This window comes from Pseudomonas kielensis (genome assembly GCF_014236655.1).
In the GTDB taxonomy this organism is placed as follows: domain Bacteria; phylum Pseudomonadota; class Gammaproteobacteria; order Pseudomonadales; family Pseudomonadaceae; genus Aquipseudomonas; species Aquipseudomonas kielensis.
This window is the reverse complement of the sequence record NZ_JACMYG010000037.1, coordinates 22923-44090: the sequence shown is the minus strand read 5'-3', so window position 1 is coordinate 44090 and position 21168 is coordinate 22923. Positions and strand designations below refer to the sequence as shown.

General features: G+C 64.8%; 15 protein-coding genes and 2 riboswitches. Of the genes, 6 read left to right on the top strand and 9 right to left on the bottom strand.

Going from position 1 to position 21168, the window contains the following annotated elements; all coding sequences use genetic code 11:
* Nucleotides 1-529 precede the first annotated feature (529 nt).
* The 4 genes from H7995_RS24920 to cobW all read right to left on the bottom strand — a co-directional run bounded on the left by H7995_RS24920 (nucleotide 530) and on the right by cobW (nucleotide 7179).
* On the bottom strand, nucleotides 530-1141 hold the full coding sequence (locus tag H7995_RS24920) for a vWA domain-containing protein (RefSeq protein ID WP_244647818.1): 612 nt from the start codon (nucleotides 1139-1141) through the stop codon (nucleotides 530-532).
* A 53-nt stretch (nucleotides 1142-1194) separates the two neighbouring features.
* Complete coding sequence (locus H7995_RS24915; protein WP_166593036.1) at nucleotides 1195-2202, bottom strand: magnesium chelatase ATPase subunit I; 1008 nt, start codon at nucleotides 2200-2202, stop codon at nucleotides 1195-1197.
* A gap of 75 nt (nucleotides 2203-2277) precedes the next feature.
* Nucleotides 2278-6108: a cobaltochelatase subunit CobN gene (cobN, locus tag H7995_RS24910; RefSeq protein ID WP_185819074.1), complete on the bottom strand. Its 3831-nt coding sequence runs from the start codon at nucleotides 6106-6108 to the stop codon at nucleotides 2278-2280.
* Nucleotides 6109-6111: 3 nt separating this feature from the next.
* Nucleotides 6112-7179 carry a cobalamin biosynthesis protein CobW gene (cobW, locus tag H7995_RS24905; RefSeq protein ID WP_182344296.1) on the bottom strand — a complete coding sequence of 356 codons (1068 nt, stop codon included), beginning with the start codon at nucleotides 7177-7179 and terminating at the stop codon, nucleotides 6112-6114.
* Nucleotides 7180-7278: 99 nt separating this feature from the next.
* Nucleotides 7279-7489: riboswitch (cobalamin riboswitch) on the bottom strand.
* Nucleotides 7490-7645: 156 nt separating this feature from the next.
* A riboswitch (cobalamin riboswitch) is annotated at nucleotides 7646-7871 on the top strand.
* A gap of 99 nt (nucleotides 7872-7970) precedes the next feature.
* On the opposite strand from cobW, the gene H7995_RS24900 reads away from it, so the two are divergent.
* From H7995_RS24900 to cobM, 4 genes are all read left to right on the top strand, one after another.
* On the top strand, nucleotides 7971-8159 hold the full coding sequence (locus H7995_RS24900) for a CbtB domain-containing protein (protein ID WP_095170170.1): 189 nt from the start codon (nucleotides 7971-7973) through the stop codon (nucleotides 8157-8159).
* An 11-nt stretch (nucleotides 8160-8170) separates the two neighbouring features.
* On the top strand, nucleotides 8171-8875 hold the full coding sequence (locus tag H7995_RS24895) for a CbtA family protein (RefSeq protein WP_166593033.1): 705 nt from the start codon (nucleotides 8171-8173) through the stop codon (nucleotides 8873-8875).
* Nucleotides 8872-9285: a cobalamin biosynthesis protein gene (locus H7995_RS24890; protein ID WP_166593032.1), complete on the top strand. Its 414-nt coding sequence runs from the start codon at nucleotides 8872-8874 to the stop codon at nucleotides 9283-9285. Before H7995_RS24895 ends, H7995_RS24890 begins: the two co-directional genes overlap by 4 nt.
* A gap of 81 nt (nucleotides 9286-9366) precedes the next feature.
* Nucleotides 9367-10113, top strand: coding sequence for a precorrin-4 C(11)-methyltransferase (cobM, locus tag H7995_RS24885; RefSeq protein WP_185819073.1), 747 nt, complete (start codon nucleotides 9367-9369; stop codon nucleotides 10111-10113).
* 92 nt (nucleotides 10114-10205) lie between these two features.
* Here the strand turns inward: cobM and nfuA are convergent, their stop codons facing one another.
* Nucleotides 10206-10790 (bottom strand): Fe-S biogenesis protein NfuA, encoded by a 585-nt coding sequence (gene nfuA, locus H7995_RS24880; protein WP_045057579.1) that lies wholly within the window; start codon nucleotides 10788-10790, stop codon nucleotides 10206-10208.
* Nucleotides 10791-10926: 136 nt separating this feature from the next.
* Nucleotides 10927-13218, bottom strand: coding sequence for a fatty acid cis/trans isomerase (locus H7995_RS24875; RefSeq protein ID WP_185819072.1), 2292 nt, complete (start codon nucleotides 13216-13218; stop codon nucleotides 10927-10929).
* A gap of 155 nt (nucleotides 13219-13373) precedes the next feature.
* Between H7995_RS24875 and metH the strand changes: the two genes are divergently transcribed.
* Nucleotides 13374-17084 (top strand): methionine synthase, encoded by a 3711-nt coding sequence (gene metH / locus H7995_RS24870; protein ID WP_166593029.1) that lies wholly within the window; start codon nucleotides 13374-13376, stop codon nucleotides 17082-17084.
* A 91-nt stretch (nucleotides 17085-17175) separates the two neighbouring features.
* A complete protein-coding gene (locus H7995_RS24865) occupies nucleotides 17176-17619 on the top strand; it encodes a glycine zipper domain-containing protein (RefSeq protein WP_185819071.1) in 444 nt (147 codons plus the stop codon).
* A gap of 235 nt (nucleotides 17620-17854) precedes the next feature.
* Here the strand turns inward: H7995_RS24865 and H7995_RS24860 are convergent, their stop codons facing one another.
* The 3 genes from H7995_RS24860 to H7995_RS24850 form a co-directional block, all read right to left on the bottom strand.
* Complete coding sequence (locus tag H7995_RS24860) at nucleotides 17855-18919, bottom strand: 2,3-butanediol dehydrogenase (RefSeq protein WP_232534628.1); 1065 nt, start codon at nucleotides 18917-18919, stop codon at nucleotides 17855-17857.
* 90 nt (nucleotides 18920-19009) lie between these two features.
* The gene (locus H7995_RS24855) at nucleotides 19010-20122 is read right to left on the bottom strand and encodes an acetoin dehydrogenase dihydrolipoyllysine-residue acetyltransferase subunit (protein ID WP_166592810.1); all 1113 of its coding nucleotides are present in this window, start codon (nucleotides 20120-20122) and stop codon (nucleotides 19010-19012) included.
* Nucleotides 20119-21138, bottom strand: coding sequence for an alpha-ketoacid dehydrogenase subunit beta (locus tag H7995_RS24850; RefSeq protein WP_166592809.1), 1020 nt, complete (start codon nucleotides 21136-21138; stop codon nucleotides 20119-20121). Before H7995_RS24850 ends, H7995_RS24855 begins: the two co-directional genes overlap by 4 nt.
* Nucleotides 21139-21168: the final 30 nt, after the last annotated feature.

The window sequence follows — 21168 nt, the reverse complement described above, 5'->3', positions numbered from 1 at the left end:
AGTCGCTGGGCAGAGATGCCCTCACAAAGGTGGAAGCACGTCAGGAGGTTTTCCGTCTGCGCGCAAGAGCCGTCAACGCTCACACCTATTGCCTGGATCACGATGTGCTCTTCAGCACCTTCGCCGGCCAGATACCGTAGGCCAATCAGTGCCGCTCACTCAGGGCAAGCAACGATAGCTCTCCCACAAGGGAAATTCGTACACCAGGAAAAGCCAGGCCGGCCGGGAGGCCGCCGTGCTCTGGCTCTTGATCTTGATCCACCCGCCCATCGGCAAGCTGAGCGAAGGTGTCTATCCGGGGGAGGCGCGTAGCGTCGTGCGGCGAAGCCGCATGCATCGAGAGGAGGTGCAGCGAAGCAAACCGGAGGCGATGCCCCCGGATGGATACCGTAGCGAAGGTACCCCTAGCCTAAGCGAGGGGCCGTACGTCAGGGGAAAGAGCCCTTGGTTACTTGGGGCTTCCAAGTGACCCACCGTCAGGGCGGAGCCCTAAGCAGCCCTCACCGCGGCAACGGATATCCCCCTCCCGTCACCCCGCCCCAAGATCATCAATATGCCGATACCCAGCCCCCAACTCCCGAGCCAGATCCCGAGCCCGATCCAATCGAATCGGGCCACGCTCAATATCCACCAACACACTCGGACAATCGAACACAGGCAGGTTCGACCAAGCCTTGAGACGACCATCAGTCACCAACAACACACGCTGAACTTCCTCCGGAAAGCGTTTTTGCCGCCGCCCCAACCACCGCCCCGCCTCGCCAAGGGCCGCCAGCAACGGCGTACCGCCACCGGCCCCCAACCCCTCAAGCCAATCCCGCAGACCGCCGGAAGCCTTCAAACCCTGGACCTGCCAACTGGGAGCCAACCCGCTGACGGCAAGCAACGCCAGGCGCGCGCGCTGCCGGTAGGCGTCGTCGAACAGCTGCGCCAACAGGCCCTTGGCATCGGCCAGCGCCTGATGCCGGCGGGTCGAGGCCGAGGCATCGACTATCACCAGCCACAGTTCGTGGGGCGCTCGGCTGCGCAAATGGAGCAGCAGCGCGTCGCGGCTGCGTGGCCGGCCCTTGAGCAGCGTCCCCGGCCAATCCACCGATCCGCTGCCGGCGTTGCGGCGCGGCCCCTGCCGACCATTCTTCAAGCGCCCCGCCCGGGGCCTGGCATCCGCCCCCGCATCACAGCGCGGGCGAATGCCTAGGGCTTTTTTGGCCAGCTCGGCACTTCACGGCGAACACCGGTGGGCAGCGCCTGGGCCGGCATTTCACCCCACTGGCCCTGGCCCGCGTCGGCGTTCGTTGATTGAGGGGCAGACGCCGGGGGCGCCGGTTGTGGGTCCGAGGCAGGCGGCGTTGCCTGGCGACGGCGATGGCGCAGGGCAAATTCGGCGACCGCTTCGATATCGCTGTCCTCGATCGCCGTTGCCCCTCGCCACGCCGCATGGGCACGGGCGGCGCGCAGCCACACCAGGTCGGCGCGCAGGCCATCGACCCCGGCGGCGAAACAGCGTTCGGTAATCTGTGCCAGCGCCTGATCGTCGAGGGCTATCTCACTCAGCAGCCGGCGCCCCTGCTGGCAACGCTCACGCAGGGCCAACTGGCTGGTTTCCCACTGCGCACAGAAAGCCTGCGGGTCGCTGTCGAAATCCAGGCGACGGCGGATGATCTGCCCGCGCTCCAGCGGCGCGGTGTGGCCGCTGAGGGCGACATTCAAGCCAAAACGGTCCAGCAGTTGCGGGCGCAGTTCGCCCTCTTCCGGGTTCATGGTGCCGATCAGCACAAAACGCGCCGGATGACGGTGGGAAATACCGTCACGCTCGATCAGGTTAGTGCCGCTGGCTGCCACGTCGAGCAGCAGGTCCACCAGGTGATCGGGCAGCAGATTGACTTCATCGACGTACAGCACCCCACCATCGGCCTTGGCCAGGACCCCCGGGGAAAACTGCGCGCGGCCCTCGCTCAATGCCGCATCCAGGTCCAGGGTGCCGACCAGCCGTTCTTCGGTTGCGCCCAGGGGCAAGGTGACGAACTGACCGCTGGCCAACAGGTCGGCCAGGCCACGGGCCAGGGTCGACTTGGCCATGCCGCGCGGCCCCTCGATCAGCACACCGCCGATTTTCGGGTCGATGGCAGTCAGGCACAGCGCCAGCTTGAGGGCGTCGGCGCCGACCACGGCGGACAGCGGGAAATGGGGGGTGTCGGTCATCTCGGGTCTCGGCTACAACGGTTGTCTGTCACATCGCCTTCGCTGGCTTGCCAGCGAAGGCGGTTGCACAAGGGTTCAGGAGTCTTCTTCGATATCCAGCAGCAAATGTTCCAGTGCCTCACGGTACTCGCCAGGCGCTTGCCATAGCCCGCGCTGTTGCGCTTCGAGCAGGCGTTCGGTCATGTCGCGCAGCGCATGGGGATTATGCTGGCGCACGAACTCGCGGGTCGAGGGGTCAAGCAGGTAGGCGTCGGCCAGCAGAGCGTACTGGTGATCGTCGATCAACTGGGTGGTGGCGTCGAAGGCAAACAGGTTGTCCACGGTCGCCGCCAGTTCGAAGGCACCTTTGTAGCCATGGCGCTTGACCCCTTCGATCCACTTCGGGTTGGCGGCGCGGGAACGGACGACACGGTTCAACTCTTCCTTGAGGGTGCGGATGATTGGCCGGTCCGGCTGGCTGTGATCGCCATGGTAGCTGGCTGCCGCGGAGCCGCTGAGGCTTTCCACGGCGGCCAGCATGCCGCCCTGGAACTGGTAATAGTCGTTGGAATCGAGCAAGTCGTGCTCGCGGTTATCCTGATTCTGCAGCACCGCCTGGACCTGGCTCAGGCGCTGGGCGAACTGGCTGCGCGCGGCGGTGCCCTCGTCGGCGCCACCGTAGGCGTAGCCACCCCAATTCAGGTAGACCTCGGCCAGATCGTCGCGGCTTTGCCACAGGCGCCCATCGATGGCGCCCTGCACACCCGCCCCATAGGCACCCGGCTTGGCCCCGAAGATCCGCCAGCCGGCCTGGCGAGCCGCCGCGTCGCTATCGAGCCCCGCGTGCTGCAAGGCTTGCCGCTCCTCGCGGACCTTGGCCGCCAGCGGGTTCATGTCATCGGGCTCGTCCAGCGCGGCCACGGCTTGCACTGCGGCATCGAACAGGCGAATCAGGTTGGCGAAGGCATCGCGGAAGAACCCGGATACGCGCAAGGTCACGTCCACTCGCGGGCGGTCCAGCAGGCTCAGCGGCAGGATCTCAAAGTCGTCGACCCGCTGGCTGCCCGTGGCCCAGACCGGACGCACGCCCATCAATGCCATGGCCTGGGCGATGTCGTCGCCGCCGGTGCGCATGGTGGCCGTGCCCCATACCGACAGGCCGAGCTGGCGCAAGTGGTCGCCGTGGTCCTGCAGGTGGCGTTCGAGGATCAGGTTGGCCGACTGGAAACCGATGCGCCAGGCGGTGGTGGTCGGCAGGTTGCGCACGTCCACCGAATAGAAGTTACGGCCAGTGGGCAGCACGTCGAGACGTCCACGGCTCGGCGCGCCGCTCGGACCGGCCGGGACAAACCGACCCGCCAGGGCGTCGAGCAAGCCTCGCATTTCCGCCGGGCCACAGGCATCCAGGCGGGGGGCGACGACTTCGCGCAGGTGGCCGATGATCGCGCTGACTTCAGCCCAGCATGCGTCCTGTGGGAGCAGGTCGGTGGGGGCAATCGCTTCGTACGCAGGCTCGCTCCCACAGGGCAACGACTGGGCCGCAAGCGGGCTCACTGCCTGCTCGATCAGGTGCGCGGCAAACAGCTCAAGGCGCTCGCGGGTATCGCCGGCGGTGCGCCAGGCGTCCTCGCCGAGGCGCTGCAACTCGTCCGGCTTGGGGCCGCTCCACGGTGCCGACAATTCACAATCCAGCGGATCAAAACCCAGGCCGAACGCCTTGGCCAAGGCCCGCAGCAAGCTCGACTGCGCGCCCCGCCCGTCGCCCCGGGGGATGCGCAACAGCGCGAGCAAGGTGTCGATGCGCAGGCGCCCGCTGGGTGACTCGCCGAACACATGCAGGCCATCGCGGATCTGCGACTCCTTGAGGTCGCACAGGTAGGTGTCCAGGCGCGGCAACCAGATCGCCGCATCGGTCTGGCTGTCGAGTTTGCCGTCCAGCTGCAGTTCCCGATCGATGTGGGTTTCGCGCACCAGTTCGAGAATCTCCCGCTGCAGTTCACGGGCGCGCCGTGGGTCGAGCAATTGGGCTTCGTAGTACTCGTCCGCCAGCAACTCGAGGTTGCGCAGCGGGCCGTAGGTTTCGGCGCGGGTCAGCGGTGGCATCAGGTGGTCGATGATCACCGCCTGGGTCCGGCGCTTGGCCTGGGCGCCCTCTCCCGGGTCATTGACGATAAACGGATAGATATTCGGCAGCGGCCCCAGCAGCGCATCCGGCCAGCAACTCTCAGACAGGCCGACGCCCTTGCCCGGCAGCCATTCGAGGTTGCCGTGCTTGCCCACGTGAATCAGCGCATGGGCACCGTAGACCTGGCGCAGCCAGAAATAGAACGCCAGGTAACCGTGGGGCGGCACCAGGTCCGGGTCGTGATACACCGCGCTCGGGTCGACCTGATAACCCCGCGCCGGCTGGATGCCGACGAAGGTCAGGCCAAAGCGCAGCCCGGCGATCATCAGGCGCCCGCCGCGGAACATCGGGTCCTCCTGCGGCGCGCCCCAACGCGCCAGCACCGCCGCGCGATTGGCGGCGGGCAAGGCGTCGAACTGGGCCTGGTAGTCGTCCAGCGCCAGACTTTGCTGGCAGGGGCGCTGGTCGATGCTGTCCAGGTCGTTGCTGACCCCGCCGAGCAGTTGGCGAATCAGCTCGGTGCCACTGTCCGGCAGTTCGTCCGGCAGCGGATAACCTTCGGCCTGCAGCGCCCGCAGGATGTTCAAGGCCGCGGCCGGGGTGTCCAGGCCAACGCCATTGCCGATACGGCCGTCGCGGGTCGGGTAGTTGGCGAGAATCAACGCCACGCGCTTTTGCCCATTGGCCACCCGCGCCAGCTCGCTCCAGCGGCGCGCCAGTTCGGCGACAAAATCCATGCGCTCCGGTTGCGCCCGGTAGCAGACTACGTCGCACTGGCTGCGCTCGCTGCGCCAGGCCAGGTCCTTGAAGCTGATGGGCCGGCTGATGATGCGCCCGTCCAGTTCCGGCAAGGCGATGTGCATCGCCAGATCCCGCGGCCCCAGGCCCTGCTCGCTGGCGCGCCAGCCGGGCTCGTTGTCCTGGGCGCAGATCGCCTGGATCACCGGGATGTTGCGGCGAAACGGCCGCAGGTGCGGCGCCTCCGGGCTGGATTGGGCAAAGCCGGTGGTGTTGAGAATCACTGAGGCCTGGACGTGATCCAGCCAGTCCTCGACCACCGCCAGGCAGCCGGGCTCTTTCAGGCTGGCCACGGCAATCGGCAGCGGGTTGAGCCCCGCCGCCTGCAAGCGCTGGCAGAAAATATCGATGAAGGCGGTGTTGGCCGCCTGCAAATGGGAACGGTAGAACAGCACCGCCGCCACCGGTTGCCCGGCCTGCCAGTCGGCTTGCCAGGTGGCCAGGTCGGGCTGGCTGTGCCGCGGGTGATAGATCGCGGTACGCGGCAGGGTTTGCGGTTCAGCCCACGGGTAGTCGCGGCCAAGCCAGCGACTGGCCAGGCAGCGGTACAGGTCCAGGGCATTGCGCTTGCCGCCCTGGCGCAGGAAGTGCCACAGCCGCTCCCGGTCCTGCACCGCCACCGTACTCAGGTCGCTCAGTTCCGGATCGGGGCGGTCATCGCCCGGTACCAGGATCAGTTGCACCCCGCGCCGGGACAGTTCCACCAGGCGCTCGACGCCGTAGCGCCAATAGCCGATGCCACCGTGCAGGGAAATCAGGATGACTTTGGCATGGCGCAGCACCTGGTCGACGTATAGGTCGACCGACGCGTGATTCTGCACCTGCATCGGGTTGGCCAGCCGCAGGCTGGGGTAGTCATCCGGCAGTTGCTGGGCCACTTCGGCCAGCAGCGCCAGGCTGGAATCGCCGCTGCACAGGATCACCAGGTCGGCGGGGGTTTGCCCGAGGTCGGCAATATTGTCGTCGGCAACAAAACCGCCGGGCTGGGTCCTGAGCAGGTGCATGGGTCAGACGCTGAGCGCGGCGCGCAATTGCGCTTCGAGCACAGCGGCGTCCAGCGCCTGGCCGATCAGCACCAGGCGCGTGGTGCGTGCTTCGTCCGCGCCCCACTGACGGTCGAAATGCTTGTCGAAACGCGTGCCCACGCCCTGGATCAGCAAGCGCATCGGCTTGTTCGGGATCGCGGCGAAACCCTTGACCCGCAGGATGCCGTGCTGGACCACCAGTTGGGTCAAGGCATCGAGCAGCAGGCTTTCGTCGGCTTGCGGCAGCTCGATGGAGATCGAATCGAAGGCGTCGTGATCATGGTCGTCATGGTCGTCGCCGTCGTGGTGATGGTCGTGATGGCTGTGACGGCTGTCGATGTGCTCTTCGGAACCGGCACCCAGGCCAATCAGCACGTCGAGCGGCAAGCGCCCGCTGCTGGCTTCGATGATCTTGACCGCCGGCGGCAGCTCCTCGGCAACTTCCAGGCGGACCCGGGCCAGGTCTTCAGGGCTGATCAGGTCGGCCTTGTTGAGGATGACCAGGTCGGCGCTGGCCAGTTGGTCGGCGAACAGCTCATGCAGCGGCGATTCGTGGTCCAGGTTCGGATCGAGTTTGCGCTGGGCGTCGACCTGGTCCGGGAAGGCGGCGAAGGTGCCAGCGGCCACGGCCGGGCTGTCGACCACGGTGATCACGGCGTCGACCGTGCAGGCGCTGCGGATTTCCGGCCACTGGAAGGCCTGGACCAGCGGCTTGGGCAAGGCCAGGCCGGAGGTTTCGATGAGAATGTGGTCGAGGTCGCCGCGACGGGCCACCAGTTCGCGCATCACCGGGAAGAACTCTTCCTGGACGGTGCAGCACAGGCAACCGTTGGCCAGTTCATAGACCCGGCCAGTGGCTTCTTCTTCGGTGCAACCGATGGTGCACTGCTTGAGGATGTCGCCGTCGATGCCCAGCTCGCCGAACTCGTTGACGATCACCGCAATGCGACGACCCTGGGCGTTGTCGAGCATGTGCCGCAGCAAGGTGGTTTTGCCCGAGCCGAGGAAGCCGGTAACGATGGTGACAGGGAGTTTGGCCAGTGTTTTCATCGGATGCCCTTTGGCAAGGTGGCGGGCATACGGGACGAGAAGCCGCAACGCGCTGGCGTGCGGAAAGCGTTCGCCACCGGATCACCCCGCCCGGTTGTAGTGAGAATCTGGTACGAGGCAGGTCTCCTGGCTGACGGTGGGCCGGTCTTTCGACTGGCGGCTCCTGCGCCTTCCCGCCGCTTGAGATCAAGCGTGCAGTGGCCTGGCAGAAACAGCACCGTTCACAGTTGCGGGGGCAGCCGCGGCATTGACCGCGTTCCCTTCTTAGCTTCGGCGCACGCGCCAAAGAACCTCGAACGCGCAAGGCTACGCATCGCATCGGGGCGGGTCAATGTCTAGTCGAGCCCATCGCGGGCAAGCCCGCTCCCACAGGAGTACTGGTGGGAGCGGGCTTGCCCGCGATGCAGGCGCCTGGGCCCCAATTGAGAACCCATGCCAATTGACGCCCATCCCCCGGCCATGCTCTCCTACACACCTTGTTACGGGTGCCCTTCACAGGGTGAAACGGGAAACCGGTGAATCATGTGCTTTACTGCAAAGCCATGTCAGTCCGGTGCTGCCCCCGCAACGGTAAGCGAGCGAAGAGTCAGATCCACTGTGCCAGCTGTACGGCATGGGAAGGCGATTCTTGCAGGCGTGGCCACAGCCCGCCCCTCGTGAGCCCGGAGACCGGCCCGCAACACATAGCCAACAAACCCGCGGTGGGCGGGCGCTGTTCAAGTTTCTGCGTGCCCGGCTCGCGGAGGTTTGCATGCGCACGACTCACCCCTGACTGACCAGAGGCAAGCGCCATGTCGACCATCACCAGCACCCGCCACGCCACCGCCAGCACCACCACACTGGGCCAACGCCTCGTTGCCGCCATCGGCGCATCGATCCTGGGTGTGTGCCTGGTGTACTTCGCCGGGTTCTCCCATATCGAGGCCGTGCACAACGCCGCCCACGATACCCGCCACAGCGCCGCCTTCCCGTGCCACTGAGACCTGCCCAGATGATCAAGCGTATTGCACAAACCGCAGGTTTCAGTGGGCTGCTTGCCGCCCTGCTGCTGACGCTGCTGCAGAGTTTCTGGGTCTCCCCGTTGATTCTGCAGGCCGAGACTTACGAACAATCCGCACCTGCGGCGGTTGAAGTCCATGAACACGCCGCCGGTACCGCGGCCCACAGCCATGACGGCGAAGCCTGGGAACCGGAAGACGGCTGGCAGCGTGTGCTGTCGACCACGGGCGGCAACCTGGTGGTGGCCGTCGGCTTTGCCCTGATGCTGGCGGGCCTCTACACCCTGCGCGCGCCGACCCGCACGTCCCAGGGCCTGCTCTGGGGCCTGGCCGGTTATGCCACCTTCGTCCTGGCACCGACCCTCGGCCTGCCACCCGAGTTGCCGGGCACCGCCGCGGCCGACCTGGGCCAACGGCAAATGTGGTGGATCGGCACGGCAGCCTCGACCGCCGCCGGGATTGCCCTGATCGCGTTCGGCCGCAACTGGCTGCTCAAGCTGCTGGGCGTTGCCATCCTGGTGGTACCCCATGTGATCGGCGCCCCCCAACCGGCCGTGCATTCGATGCTGGCGCCGCAAGCGCTGGAAACGCAGTTCAAGATCGCGTCGCAACTGACCAACGTGGCTTTCTGGCTGGCCCTGGGCGTGCTCAGCGCCTGGTTGTTCCGCCGCAAAAGCGCGGGCCAGTTCCCGGCATGAGTGACCCTCGCGCAGCGCCGACCCTGGTGGTCGGCCTGGGCTGCCAGCGTGGCTGCCCGGCGAGCACGCTGCGCGCGTTACTCGATCAGGCCCTGCAAGCGCACCAGATCGAGCTGCACTCGATCAAGGCCCTGGCCAGCATCGACCTCAAGCGCGAGGAGCCTGGACTGCTTGAACTGGCCGCCCAACTGGCGCTGCCACTGATGTACTTCAGCAGCGAACAATTGGCCCAGTATCAAGCCCGCCTCAGCCACCAGTCGCAGATCGCCTTCGAACGCACCGGCTGTTATGGCGTGGCCGAAAGCGCTGCCCTGGCCCTGGCCGAACAGTTGGCCCAGGCCCCGGCAACCCTGCTGATTTCCCGGCAGAAATACGCCCAGGCCACCTTTGCATTGGCCTGCGCGCTGTAAAATCCCGATAATCCCCCCCTTCGATCATGAGCAACGTTCATCTGAAGCCTTGCCTTGTCCTTTTTTTCACAGGAGCCGGCCATGACCGTCTACTTCATCGGCGCGGGTCCCGGTGACCCGGAACTGATCACCGTCAAGGGCCAACGGCTGATTCACAGCTGCCCGGTGATCATCTACGCCGGCTCATTGGTGCCTGAAGCCGTGCTCCAGGGCCACCGGGCGCACCAGGTGGTCAACAGTGCCGAACTGCACCTGGAACAGATCATCGAGTTGATCAGCCAGGCCCACGCCCGGGGCGAAGACGTGGCACGGGTGCATTCCGGCGATCCGAGTCTGTATGGGGCGATCGGCGAGCAGATCCGCCATCTGCGCGCGCTGGGCATCCCCTTCGACATCATCCCCGGCGTCACGGCCACGGCGGCCTGTGCGGCGTTGCTGGGGGTCGAACTGACCCTGCCGGACATCGCGCAAAGCGTGATCCTGACCCGCTACGCCGATAAAACCACGATGCCGGCCGGCGAGGAGTTCGCCAGCCTGGCCCGGCATGGCACGACCATGGCGATTCACCTGGGGGTCAACCACCTGGCGAAAATCGTCGCCGAACTGCTGCCCCACTACGGCGCCGACTGCCCGATTGCCGTGGTGCACAAGGCCAGTTGGCCGGATCAGGACTGGGTCCTGGGCACCCTCGACGACATCGTCGACAAGGTCCAGGCCAAAGGTTTTCGGCGCACGGCGCTGATCCTGGTGGGCCGGGTGCTGGCGGCGGACTCCTTCAGTGAGTCGTCACTGTACCGGGCCGGGCATGCGCACCTGTACCGGCCCTGAGGGCTCGGCAGCTGCTACAGGTTCCACAAGGACTGACCATAAAAAAACGGCGCTCACGGGCGCCGTTTTTTCATGTCGCAGCGAACACCTTATTAGTAGTAGGCGTTTTCTTTCTGCGTGTGGTCGGTCACGTCGCGCACGCCCTTGAGCTCAGGAACGCGCTCCAGCAGGGTGCGCTCGATGCCTTCGCGCAAGGTCACGTCCGCCTGGCCGCAGCCCTGGCAGCCGCCACCGAACTTCAACACGGCAATGCCGTCGTCCACGACGTCGATCAGGCTGACCTGACCGCCGTGGCTGGCCAGCCCTGGGTTGATTTCGGTTTGCAGGTAATAGTTGATGCGCTCGTTGATCGGGCTGTCGGCGTTGACCATTGGCACTTTGGCGTTCGGCGCCTTGATGGTCAGTTGCCCGCCCATGCGGTCGGTGGCGTAGTCGACCACGGCGTCGTCGAGGAAGGCCTCGCTGAACGAATCGATGTAGGCGGTGAAGCTTTTGAGCCCCAGCGCAGTGTCTTCAGGTTTTTCTTCGCCCGGCTTGCAGTAGGCAATGCAGGTTTCGGCGTACTGGGTGCCAGGCTGGGTGATAAAGACCCGAATGCCGATCCCCGGGGTGTTCTGCTTGGAGAGCAGATCAGCCAGATAATCGTGGGCGGCGTCGGTAATGGTAATGGCGGTCATGGAAATTCCTCGCAGGCTTGGGCGCAGTTTACGCCAATCATGGCGCCGGACAAAGTCCCAGTATTTTTGTCGGGATAAAGCCCTGTCGAAAACACCTGGCGTGGCGCCGGTTTGCGGGCGCCACGCCAGGTAGGGGTCAAAGGTTCTCGTAGCGGTTCATGTCCAGCACGCCCTCTTCCACCGGGTCGGTCTCATGGAGGTACTGGCTCAAATCGTGGAAGTACACCCAGAACTGCGGGTGACTGCGGCGAATGCCCCAGCGCCCGACGATTCGCTCGAAACGCTCGGCATCCTTGGCGTTCTCCATGTCTTCGACGAATTCCGGCACTTCGTCGGCCGGAATGTTGAACATGAAGTTCGGATAGCTGCTGAGCACCCCCGGGTACAGGGTCATGGTGTCCAGTCCAGGCTGATAGCGCAGCGACTCGCCGAGCATGAACGCCACGTTGCTGTGGGCGCGGTTGCGCACCAGGCTGTAGACCTCACGTTTGCCATTGGCGGTTTCGATGCGCAGCATGGTCGCTTCCGGCATCTGCTCGATCACCTTCAACCCTGCCGCCGGGCGTGACGTCAGGCGACTGAGGGCCTGCTCGGCATTCTGCAGGGCCGGATCGATGTTCGGCCGGGAGCAGTAGGCGCCACTGCAGCGGTTGATCGGGTCCGGCCGGGCATTGAGGTCGCCATAGCGAGCCAGCAACTGCTGGACGAAGTCGCGCTTGGGGTCGTTGGGCGCCAGCTTGAGCGCGGTCGGCGTGTCGTTGTCGATGCTGGCGTAATCCATCCACATCTTGAACTTGCCGCCGTTCTGATACCAGTCGTCGAGATAACCGTCGCGGGCGTCGGCGGGCATCAAGCGCAGGAAGTTCTGTTCGGCGCCATTTCTGATCAGGTCGAAATACAGCCGCGTCTGGGCCTGGTGCGACACGTTGCCGAACACGTCGAAATTCACCGCCAACTGGTAATAGGTGCGCTCCAGCAACGGGAAGTCGAACAGCCACACCGTCTGCGGGACGTCACCGATCAGGCCCTTGGTCACCGAGGCACTGTCGAAGTGGCGAAAGATGCTCAGCAAGGCGTTGTCGTTACCCGCCCACAAGGACGACCAACTCGGCGCCGGAGCATCGGCGTAGGCGTCCTGGCGCAGGGTTTCGTACTCATTGCGCTTGTCGCGATAGGCGTGCCACAGGCTCAGCACACTGCCGACGTCGTCGTTCTGCCCGGGCATCGCCAGCAATGGCGTGGCCTGGCCGCGGTAGTTCGGGTCGACGATGTACAGGTCGTGTTCCGGCGCCTGGAACAAGGCCCAGAAGTGGTCGCGGATCACGTCGGTGGCGATCTGTCCGCGGCACACCGGCCCACGGATGAAGGTGCGCACGAAGTATTCGGCGTTATCGAGCATGAATTGATAGCGCGCCTGGGCAGGAATCGCCTGGAAAGTCTGGAACGGGTTGGCCCGGCGCTCCGGACCGTAGCCGGGCAAGGCGTCGACCTGCCAGTTGCCGCTGTAGAACAGGCTCTTGATCCGGGCCATTTTCGCCGGGCTCAAGGGATAGGTGATGTGGGTCTTGTGCACGATCACCCCTTGCACCGGCCACAGGCGGTAGTACACCTGGGTTCCCGGGTCATCGTTGGGCCGCCGGCTGTTGATCAGGTCGATGGGCTGGCCGGTGGGCGTGCGCGAACGCACCCACTGGAAGAAGTGGCCCTGCTCGCCCTCCTTGAAATACAGGTGGGCCAGGAACAGGTGTTCATACAGCCAGCGCGCCACCAGGCTTTCCCGGGCGCCGGGGGCGTTGAGCAGGTTTTCCCACTGCACGATCTGCAGCGCTTCCCGGGCGCTGGGCGCCAGACCCTGTTCGTCGATGGGTGCCCCGGACGCCAGCCAGCGCTGCAGGGTCTGGTACTGCGCCGTGGTCAGTCCGGTCACCGCCAGCGGCATGCCCTCCTTGGGGTGCTGCTGAGCATAGGCGTCGAACTCCCCCGGTTGCGGACACATGTTGGCCCGGTTCAGGCCCAGGACGATCTCTTCCGGCAGCTTGGCGTTGGGTTGCAACGGGGTTTGATGGCCCAGTTCGAGCATGCGCGCCATCAGCGCGGCCTGGCTGCCCTGGGCGTCGAGTACCGAATAGAAGCCTTTTTGCTGCCAGGCACGCTTGCCGAGGGCGTCATAAAACAGCCGCGTCGGCGCTTCGGCCTGACTGCGTTGACCGTCGTAGACCGGGGATTTGTTCGCCCCGCGAGAAGCACCCTCGCCGCTGCCCAGGTTGAGCTGGCAGGGGGAGTCATAACAGGCGTGGCAGGCCACGCACTTTTCGGTGAAGATCGGTTGAATATCGCGGGTATAGGAAATCGCCGGCGCCGGTCCCTGGGCGGTGGCGGCGCTGCTGATGAGCAGCGCAAAAAGGCTGATGAAAACGCGATACGACATGTCCCTGGTCCCGATCATGAAAAAACGTCACGATTCTACCGGTCCGGCCCTGGCTTCAACATGAGCGATATTCATGCAAAACCTCCTCATGCCCCAATAGCGCACAGGTTTGTTATGATTCCGGCCCTTCGTAATCGCCTGACCAGGTAGTCCCCATGTCCGATCGCAGTGCTCGCCTCCACGTTCTCAAGCAAGCCCTCAAAGAACGTATCCTGATTCTCGATGGCGGCATGGGCACGATGATCCAGAGCTACAAGCTCGAGGAACAGGATTACCGCGGTAAACGCTTCGCCGACTGGCCAAGCGACGTCAAGGGCAACAACGACCTGCTGGTCCTGACTCGCCCGGATGTGATCGGCTCGATCGAGAAGGCCTACCTGGATGCCGGCGCCGACATTCTGGAAACCAACACCTTCAACGCCACCCAGGTGTCCCTGGCCGACTACGGCATGCAGGGCCTGGCCTACGAACTGAACGTAGAAGGTGCCCGCCTGGCACGCAAGGTGGCCGACGCCAAAACCCTGGAAACCCCGGACAAGCCGCGCTTCGTCGCGGGGGTGATCGGGCCGACCAGCCGCACCTGCTCGCTGTCGCCGGACGTCAACAACCCGGGCTACCGCAACGTGACCTTCGACGAACTGGTGGAGAACTACACCGAGGCCGCCAAGGGCCTGATCGAGGGCGGTGCCGACCTGATCCTGATCGAGACCATTTTCGACACCCTCAACGCCAAGGCCGCGATTTTCGCCGTGCAGGGCGTGTTCGAGGAGCTGGGTTTCGAACTGCCGATCATGATTTCCGGGACCATCACCGATGCCTCCGGTCGTACCCTGTCGGGCCAGACCACCGAAGCCTTCTGGAACTCGATTGCCCACGCCAGGCCGATTTCCGTCGGCCTGAACTGCGCCCTGGGTGCCAGTGAACTGCGTCCCTACCTCGAAGAGCTGTCGAACAAGGCCAATACCCACGTTTCGGCCCACCCCAACGCCGGCCTGCCCAACGAGTTCGGCGAGTACGACGAACTGCCGGAGGAAACCGCCCGGGTCATCGAAGAATTCGCCCAGAGCGGCTTCCTCAATATTGTCGGTGGCTGCTGCGGCACCACGCCGGGGCACATCGAGGCCATCGCCAAGGCCGTTGCCGGCTATGCCCCACGGCAGATTCCGGAGATTGCCAAGGCGTGCCGGCTGTCAGGCCTGGAACCGTTCACCATCGATCGCAACTCGCTGTTCGTCAACGTCGGCGAGCGGACCAACATCACCGGTTCCGCCAAGTTCGCCCGCCTGATTCGCGAAGACAACTACACCGAAGCCCTCGAAGTCGCCCTGCAGCAGGTGGAAGCCGGCGCCCAGGTGATCGACATCAACATGGACGAGGGCATGCTCGATTCGAAGAAGGCCATGGTCACCTTCCTCAATCTGATTGCCGGCGAGCCGGACATCTCCCGCGTGCCGATCATGATCGACTCCTCGAAGTGGGAAGTGATCGAAGCCGGCCTCAAGTGCATCCAGGGCAAGGGCATCGTCAACTCCATCAGCATGAAGGAAGGCGTCGAGCAGTTCATCCACCACGCCAAACTGTGCAAGCGCTACGGCGCCGCCGTGGTGGTAATGGCCTTTGACGAAGCGGGCCAGGCCGACACCGAGGCGCGCAAGAAAGAAATCTGCAAACGCTCCTACGACATCCTGGTCAACGAAGTGGACTTCCCGCCGGAAGACATCATCTTCGACCCGAACATCTTTGCCGTCGCCACTGGCATCGAGGAGCACAACAACTACGCGGTCGACTTCATCAACGCCTGCGCCTACATCCGTGACGAACTGCCCTACGCCCTGACGTCGGGCGGGGTGTCCAACGTGTCGTTCTCGTTCCGTGGCAACAACCCGGTGCGCGAGGCGATCCACTCAGTGTTCCTGCTCTACGCAATCCGCAACGGCCTGACCATGGGCATCGTCAACGCCGGCCAACTGGAGATCTACGACCAGATCCCGAGCGAGCTGCGCGATGCCGTGGAAGACGTGGTGCTCAACCGTACCCCCAACGGCACCGACGCCCTCCTCGCCATCGCCGACAAGTACAAGGGCGATGGCAGCGTCAAGGAAGCCGAGACCGAAGAATGGCGCAACTGGGCCGTGAACAAGCGCCTGGAGCACGCACTGGTCAAGGGCATCACCACCCACATCGTCGAAGACACCGAAGAGTCGCGCCAATCCTTCGCCCGGCCGATCGAGGTCATCGAAGGCCCGCTGATGTCCGGCATGAACATCGTCGGCGACCTGTTTGGCGCCGGCAAAATGTTCCTGCCCCAGGTGGTGAAATCCGCCCGGGTCATGAAGCAGGCCGTGGCCCACCTGATCCCGTTCATCGAACTGGAAAAAGGCGACAAACCGGAGGCCAAGGGCAAGATCCTCATGGCCACCGTGAAAGGCGACGTGCACGACATCGGCAAGAACATCGTTGGCGTGGTCCTGGGGTGCAACGGCTATGACATCGTCGACCTCGGCGTGATGGTCCCGGCGGAGAAGATCCTGCAGGTGGCCAAGGAGCAGAAGTGCGACATCATCGGCCTGTCCGGCCTGATCACCCCGTCGCTGGACGAGATGGTCCACGTCGCCCGCGAGATGCAGCGCCAGGACTTCCACCTGCCGCTGATGATCGGTGGCGCGACCACCTCCAAGGCCCACACGGCGGTGAAGATCGAACCCAAGTACAGCAACGACGCGGTGGTCTATGTCACCGACGCCTCCCGTGCGGTGGGCGTGGCCACGCAGTTGCTGTCCAAGGAATTGAAGGCCGGTTTCGTCGCCAAAACCCGCGAGGAATACATCGAGGTCCGCGAGCGTACTGCCAACCGTAGCGCCCGCACCGAGCGCCTGAGCTACCCGGCGGCGATTGCCAAGAAGCCGCAGTTCGACTGGAGCAGCTACGAGCCCGTGAAACCGACCTTCACGGGTGCCAAGGTCCTGGACAACATTGACCTGAAGGTTTTGGCCGAGTACATCGACTGGACACCGTTCTTCATCTCCTGGGACCTGGCCGGCAAGTTCCCGCGCATCCTGCAGGATGAAGTGGTGGGTGAAGCCGCCACCGCGCTGTATGCCGACGCCCAGGAAATGCTCGCCAAACTGATCGACGAAAAGCTGATCAGTGCCCGCGCGGTGTTCGGCTTCTGGCCGGCCAACCAGGTGCACGATGACGACCTGGAAGTCTACGGCGACGACGGCAAGCCGATTGCCCGTCTACACCACCTGCGCCAGCAGATCATCAAGACCGATGGCAAGCCGAACTTCTCCCTGGCCGACTTCGTTGCGCCCAAGGACAGCGGCGTCACCGACTACGTCGGCGGCTTCATCACCACCGCCGGGATCGGCGCCGAGGAAGTGGCCAAGGCCTACCAGGACGCGGGCGACGACTACAACTCGATCATGGTCAAGGCCCTGGCCGACCGCCTGGCCGAGGCCTGCGCCGAGTGGCTGCACCAACAGGTGCGCAAGGAACACTGGGGTTACGCCAAGGACGAAGTGCTGGACAACGAAGCGCTGATCAAGGAGCAGTACAGCGGCATCCGCCCGGCCCCCGGCTACCCGGCCTGCCCGGATCACACCGAGAAGTCGACCCTGTTCAAGCTGCTCGACCCGCAAGCCTCGGAACTCAAGGCTGGCCGCAGCGGTGTGTTCCTCACCGAGCACTATGCGATGTTCCCGGCGGCAGCGGTCAGCGGCTGGTACTTCGCCCACCCGCAGGCGCAGTACTTCGCCGTTGGCAAGATCGACAAGGATCAGGTGCAGAGCTACACCGCCCGCAAAGGCCAGGAACTGAGCGTGAGTGAGCGTTGGCTGGCACCGAACCTGGGGTATGACAACTGAGGCCTGAATGGGCGCGGATCGAACTTAATCGACGCCGCGCCCTCTACAGTTCAAGTTTCCCCACAGCGTGAACACACGGAAGACCCCCATCATGCGATTGACCCTGTCTACCCTTGCTCTAGGCATTCTGATCACCCAAGGCGCCATGGCGGCTGGAGATGGCACTGCAGCCGTCGGCGGCGGGCTCGGGGGTGCGCTGGGTAATGTCCTCGGCCAACAGATCGGCGGCAGCACTGGCGCGGCGATCGGCGCGGGTGTTGGCGGTGCTGCGGGCGGCGCCATCGCCGCCCCCAAAGGCAACAAGAATGAAGCCGCGATTGGCGGCGGTCTGGGCGCAGCCGGGGGTTCGGTGATCGGCAACCAACTGGGCGGCTCCACCGGCTCGACCATCGGCGCCGGCCTGGGCGGTGCCGCTGGCGGCGCAGTCGGCAACAACCTGGCCGATGACGACGATCATCACAGCTCCGGCGGCAACAGCCATAAGCACAAAAACAAGAACAAGAACAAGAACAAGCACAAAAACAAACACGACTGATTGTCAGCCTTGTGGGAGCCGCCCAACGGCAGCTCCCACAGCGGCGCATCAACCCTCACCCGCGCTTCACCCGTCCCCGGGCATGGATCAAGCCATGCATCGCCCAGCCCCACCAACACCCCCCAGAACACCCACTATCGCGCCGAGCCAGGCCAGGGTGCTGATAACGGTAGCCGGCAGGCCTGCGGCAATCCCCGGCGGAATCAGCCTGGCCCACCGCTCGAAGCAGGTAGCTTCAGATACGGCTGGGTGACACGATGATCTTGACGTTGTGCTCCTTGTTATTGACCAGTTCCTCGAAGCCCTGGCCGACGATCTGCTCCAGCTGGATGCGCCCGGTCACCAGCGGCGTGATGTCCAGGCGGCCGTCGGCGATGAAGGCGATCACGTCGGCGAATTCACCGTTGTAGGCCAGCGCGCCAAGCACCTGCTTCTCGGTGGCCACCAGCTCGAAAAAGTTGAACTCGCTGGGCTCCTCGAAGATGCCCACCAACACACACTTGCCCGCCTTGCGGATCAGGTCGATGGCCAGCTTGGCCGTGTGCTTGTTGCCGATGCATTCAAAGCTGACATCGGCCCCCAAGCCCCCGGTCAGGCGCCGGACCTCGGCCAGGGCATCACACTCCTTGGGGTCCAGCACATGACTGGCGCCCACCTCCAGCGCCTTGGCCTTGCGTGCGCCGGACATTTCCAGGGCGATCACCTGTGCCGCGCCGGCGGCCTTGGCGCACATGATGGTGCACAAGCCAATGGTCCCGGCACCGACCACCACCACGTTCTGCCCCAGCAGGCTGCCGGCCTTTTTCACCGCGTGCATGCCCACCGCCAGGGGCTCGATCAGCGCCCCGGCTTCGGCGGGAAAATTGGCCGGCAGTTTGTACAGCAGATTGGCCGGCACGTTGACCAGCTCGGCAAAGGCACCGTTGTTCATCAGGCCGGTGAAGGCCAGGTTCTCGCAGATGTTGTACAGCCCGTGGGTGCAGTAATAACAGGTGCCGCAGTGCTGGCAGGCGTCGGCGGCCACTGGCTCGCCGACGCTGAAGCCCTGGACCCCGGCGCCGATTTCGACGATCTCGCCACAGAACTCGTGACCGAGGATGCACTGGCCCTTGATCCCGGTCAGCGGGTGCGGTGCGTCCACCGGAATGAACACCGGCCCGGCCACATACTCATGCAGGTCGGAACCACAGATACCGCACCACTGGACACGGATCTGCACCCAACCGGCGGGGGGTGCCACGGGCAGCGGTACGTCTTCGACCCGGATATCGTGGCGGCCATGCCAGACGGCGGCGCGCATGCTGCGGGGCGGGGTATTGATCAGGCTCATGTTGAAATCTCCTTGAAAACAAAGGCCGCCGGTGACCGTCGCCGGTCACCGGGAGCGCGTTCAGTGGCTCTGCACGAAGTCCAGGAGCAGGCGGTTGACCTGCTCCGCCGCCTCCATCTGCACCATGTGCGCCTGGCCCGGCAGGATCTCGACCTGGGCTGCGAGACCTTGGCTATGGGCCGCCGGGATGATCGCGTCGTCGCTGCCCCAGATCACCAGCACCGGGTGCCGGGCGTCCTGCACCACGGCGCGCAGGTCGACCTGCTGCCGGCCCGCGGGAAACAGCGTCGCCGCCAGTTGCCGCAGGGCATCGTCGACCCCTTCCAGGCGCTTGTACTTGAGCATGTCTTCGAGCATCTGCCGGTTGACCAGCTCGGCGTTGGAGAACAGCTGCACCAGCGGCGCCTTGAGGGCATTGCGGTTGCCCGCGTCGATGAAGCCCTGCAGGTAGTCGCCGTTGATCTCCGGGCCCAGGCCGGCGCTGCCGATCAGGCTCAGGGAACGCACTCGCTGGGGCGCCAGGCGCGCCGTATTCAAGGACACCGCGCCGCCCATGGAATGCCCCGCCAGGTGCGCCTGGGCAATATCCAGGTGATCCAGCAGGGCCAGCAGCACGCCGCTCAACTCATCCAGATCACCACGTTGCAGTGGCTTGCTCGACTCGCCATGGCCGGGCAGGTCCAGGGCGATCACCCGGCGCTCCGCCGCCAGGACCGGGTGGTTGAACAGCCAGTTGTTCAGGTCGCCGCCAAAGCCGTGTACCAGCACCAGCGGGATGCCGCCTGCGCCGCGCTCGAAGTAGCGGATCACCCGGCCATCGAGCTCGACCTTCTGCGGTTTAGGCCCCAGGTCTTCCTCGGCGCCGGCACCTGGCACGAACGCCGCCTGGAACTGCTCGACCACAGCGTCGATCTCAGCTTCGCTGGCGTCGCCCTCGACCACGATGCCGAGCAAGGCCCCGACGGCCAGGGTTTCGTCCTGCCGGGCGATCTGGCGGCGCAGCACGCCGCAGAACGGCGCTTCGACGCTGCTGGAGATCTTGTCAGTCTCCACGTCCAGCACTTCGTCGCCCTTGTTGATGACTTGCCCCGGCTCCTTGAGCCAGGCATCCACCCGGCCTTCGGTCATCGACAGGCCCCACTTGGGCATGGTCAGGGTATGGATCTGGCTCATGAACGCTTGCTCCACTCGATCAGCTTGAGCACGGCGTTTTCGATCTTCGCCGCGTCAGGGATGTAGAGGTCTTCCAGGGCATCGGAGAACGGCACCGGGGTGTGCGGCGCGGTGACCATTTCAATCGGTGCCTTGAGTGCGCCAAAGGCCTTCTGCGCCACCAGCGCCGAGATATCGGTGGCCATCGAGCAGCGCGGGTTGGCTTCGTCGATCACTACCAGGCGCCCGGTCTTCTCAACGCTTTCAAGGATGCTGTCTTCGTCCAGCGGGCTGGTGGTGCGCAGGTCGATCACCTCGCAGTCGATACCCCGCCCAGCCAGGCTGCGGGCCGCGTCCATCGCGGTGTTGACGGTGCGTCCGTAGGACACCAGGGTCACGTCCTTGCCCTCGCGCAGAAAGTTGGCCTCGCCAAACGCGATGGTGTAGAGCTCTTCCGGCACGTCGCCCTGCATGCTGTAGAGCAATTTGTGCTCGCAGAAAATCACCGGGTCGTTGTCGCGGATCGCCTGGATCAGCAAGCCCTTGGCGTCGTAGGGGGACGAGGGGCAGACCACTTTCAGGCCCGGGATGTGGGTCCACAGGGAGGTGAGCATTTGCGAGTGCTGGGCAGCGGCGCGCAGCCCGGCGCCGACCATGGTGCGAATCACCAGCGGCGTGGCGGCCTTGCCACCGAACATGTAGCGAAACTTGGCGGCCTGGTTGAGGATCTGGTCCAGGCAGCAACCGGCGAAGTCGACGAACATCAATTCGCACACCGGGCGCACGCCACAGGTCGCCGCCCCCACCGCCGCGCCGACGTACCCCAACTCCGACAACGGGGTGTCGAGCACCCGCCCGGGAAACTGGTGATAGAGGCCCTTGGTCACACCCAGCACGCCGCCCCAGGCATCGTTTTCACCGGGGGCGCCGGCACCGCCGGCGACGTCTTCACCCATGATGAACACGCTGGGATCGCGGCGCATTTCCTGGGCCAGGGCTTCGTTGATTGCCTGCTGATAACTGATTTTTCTCGCCATGATGAAGGTCTCGATTCTTGTTATAGGGGG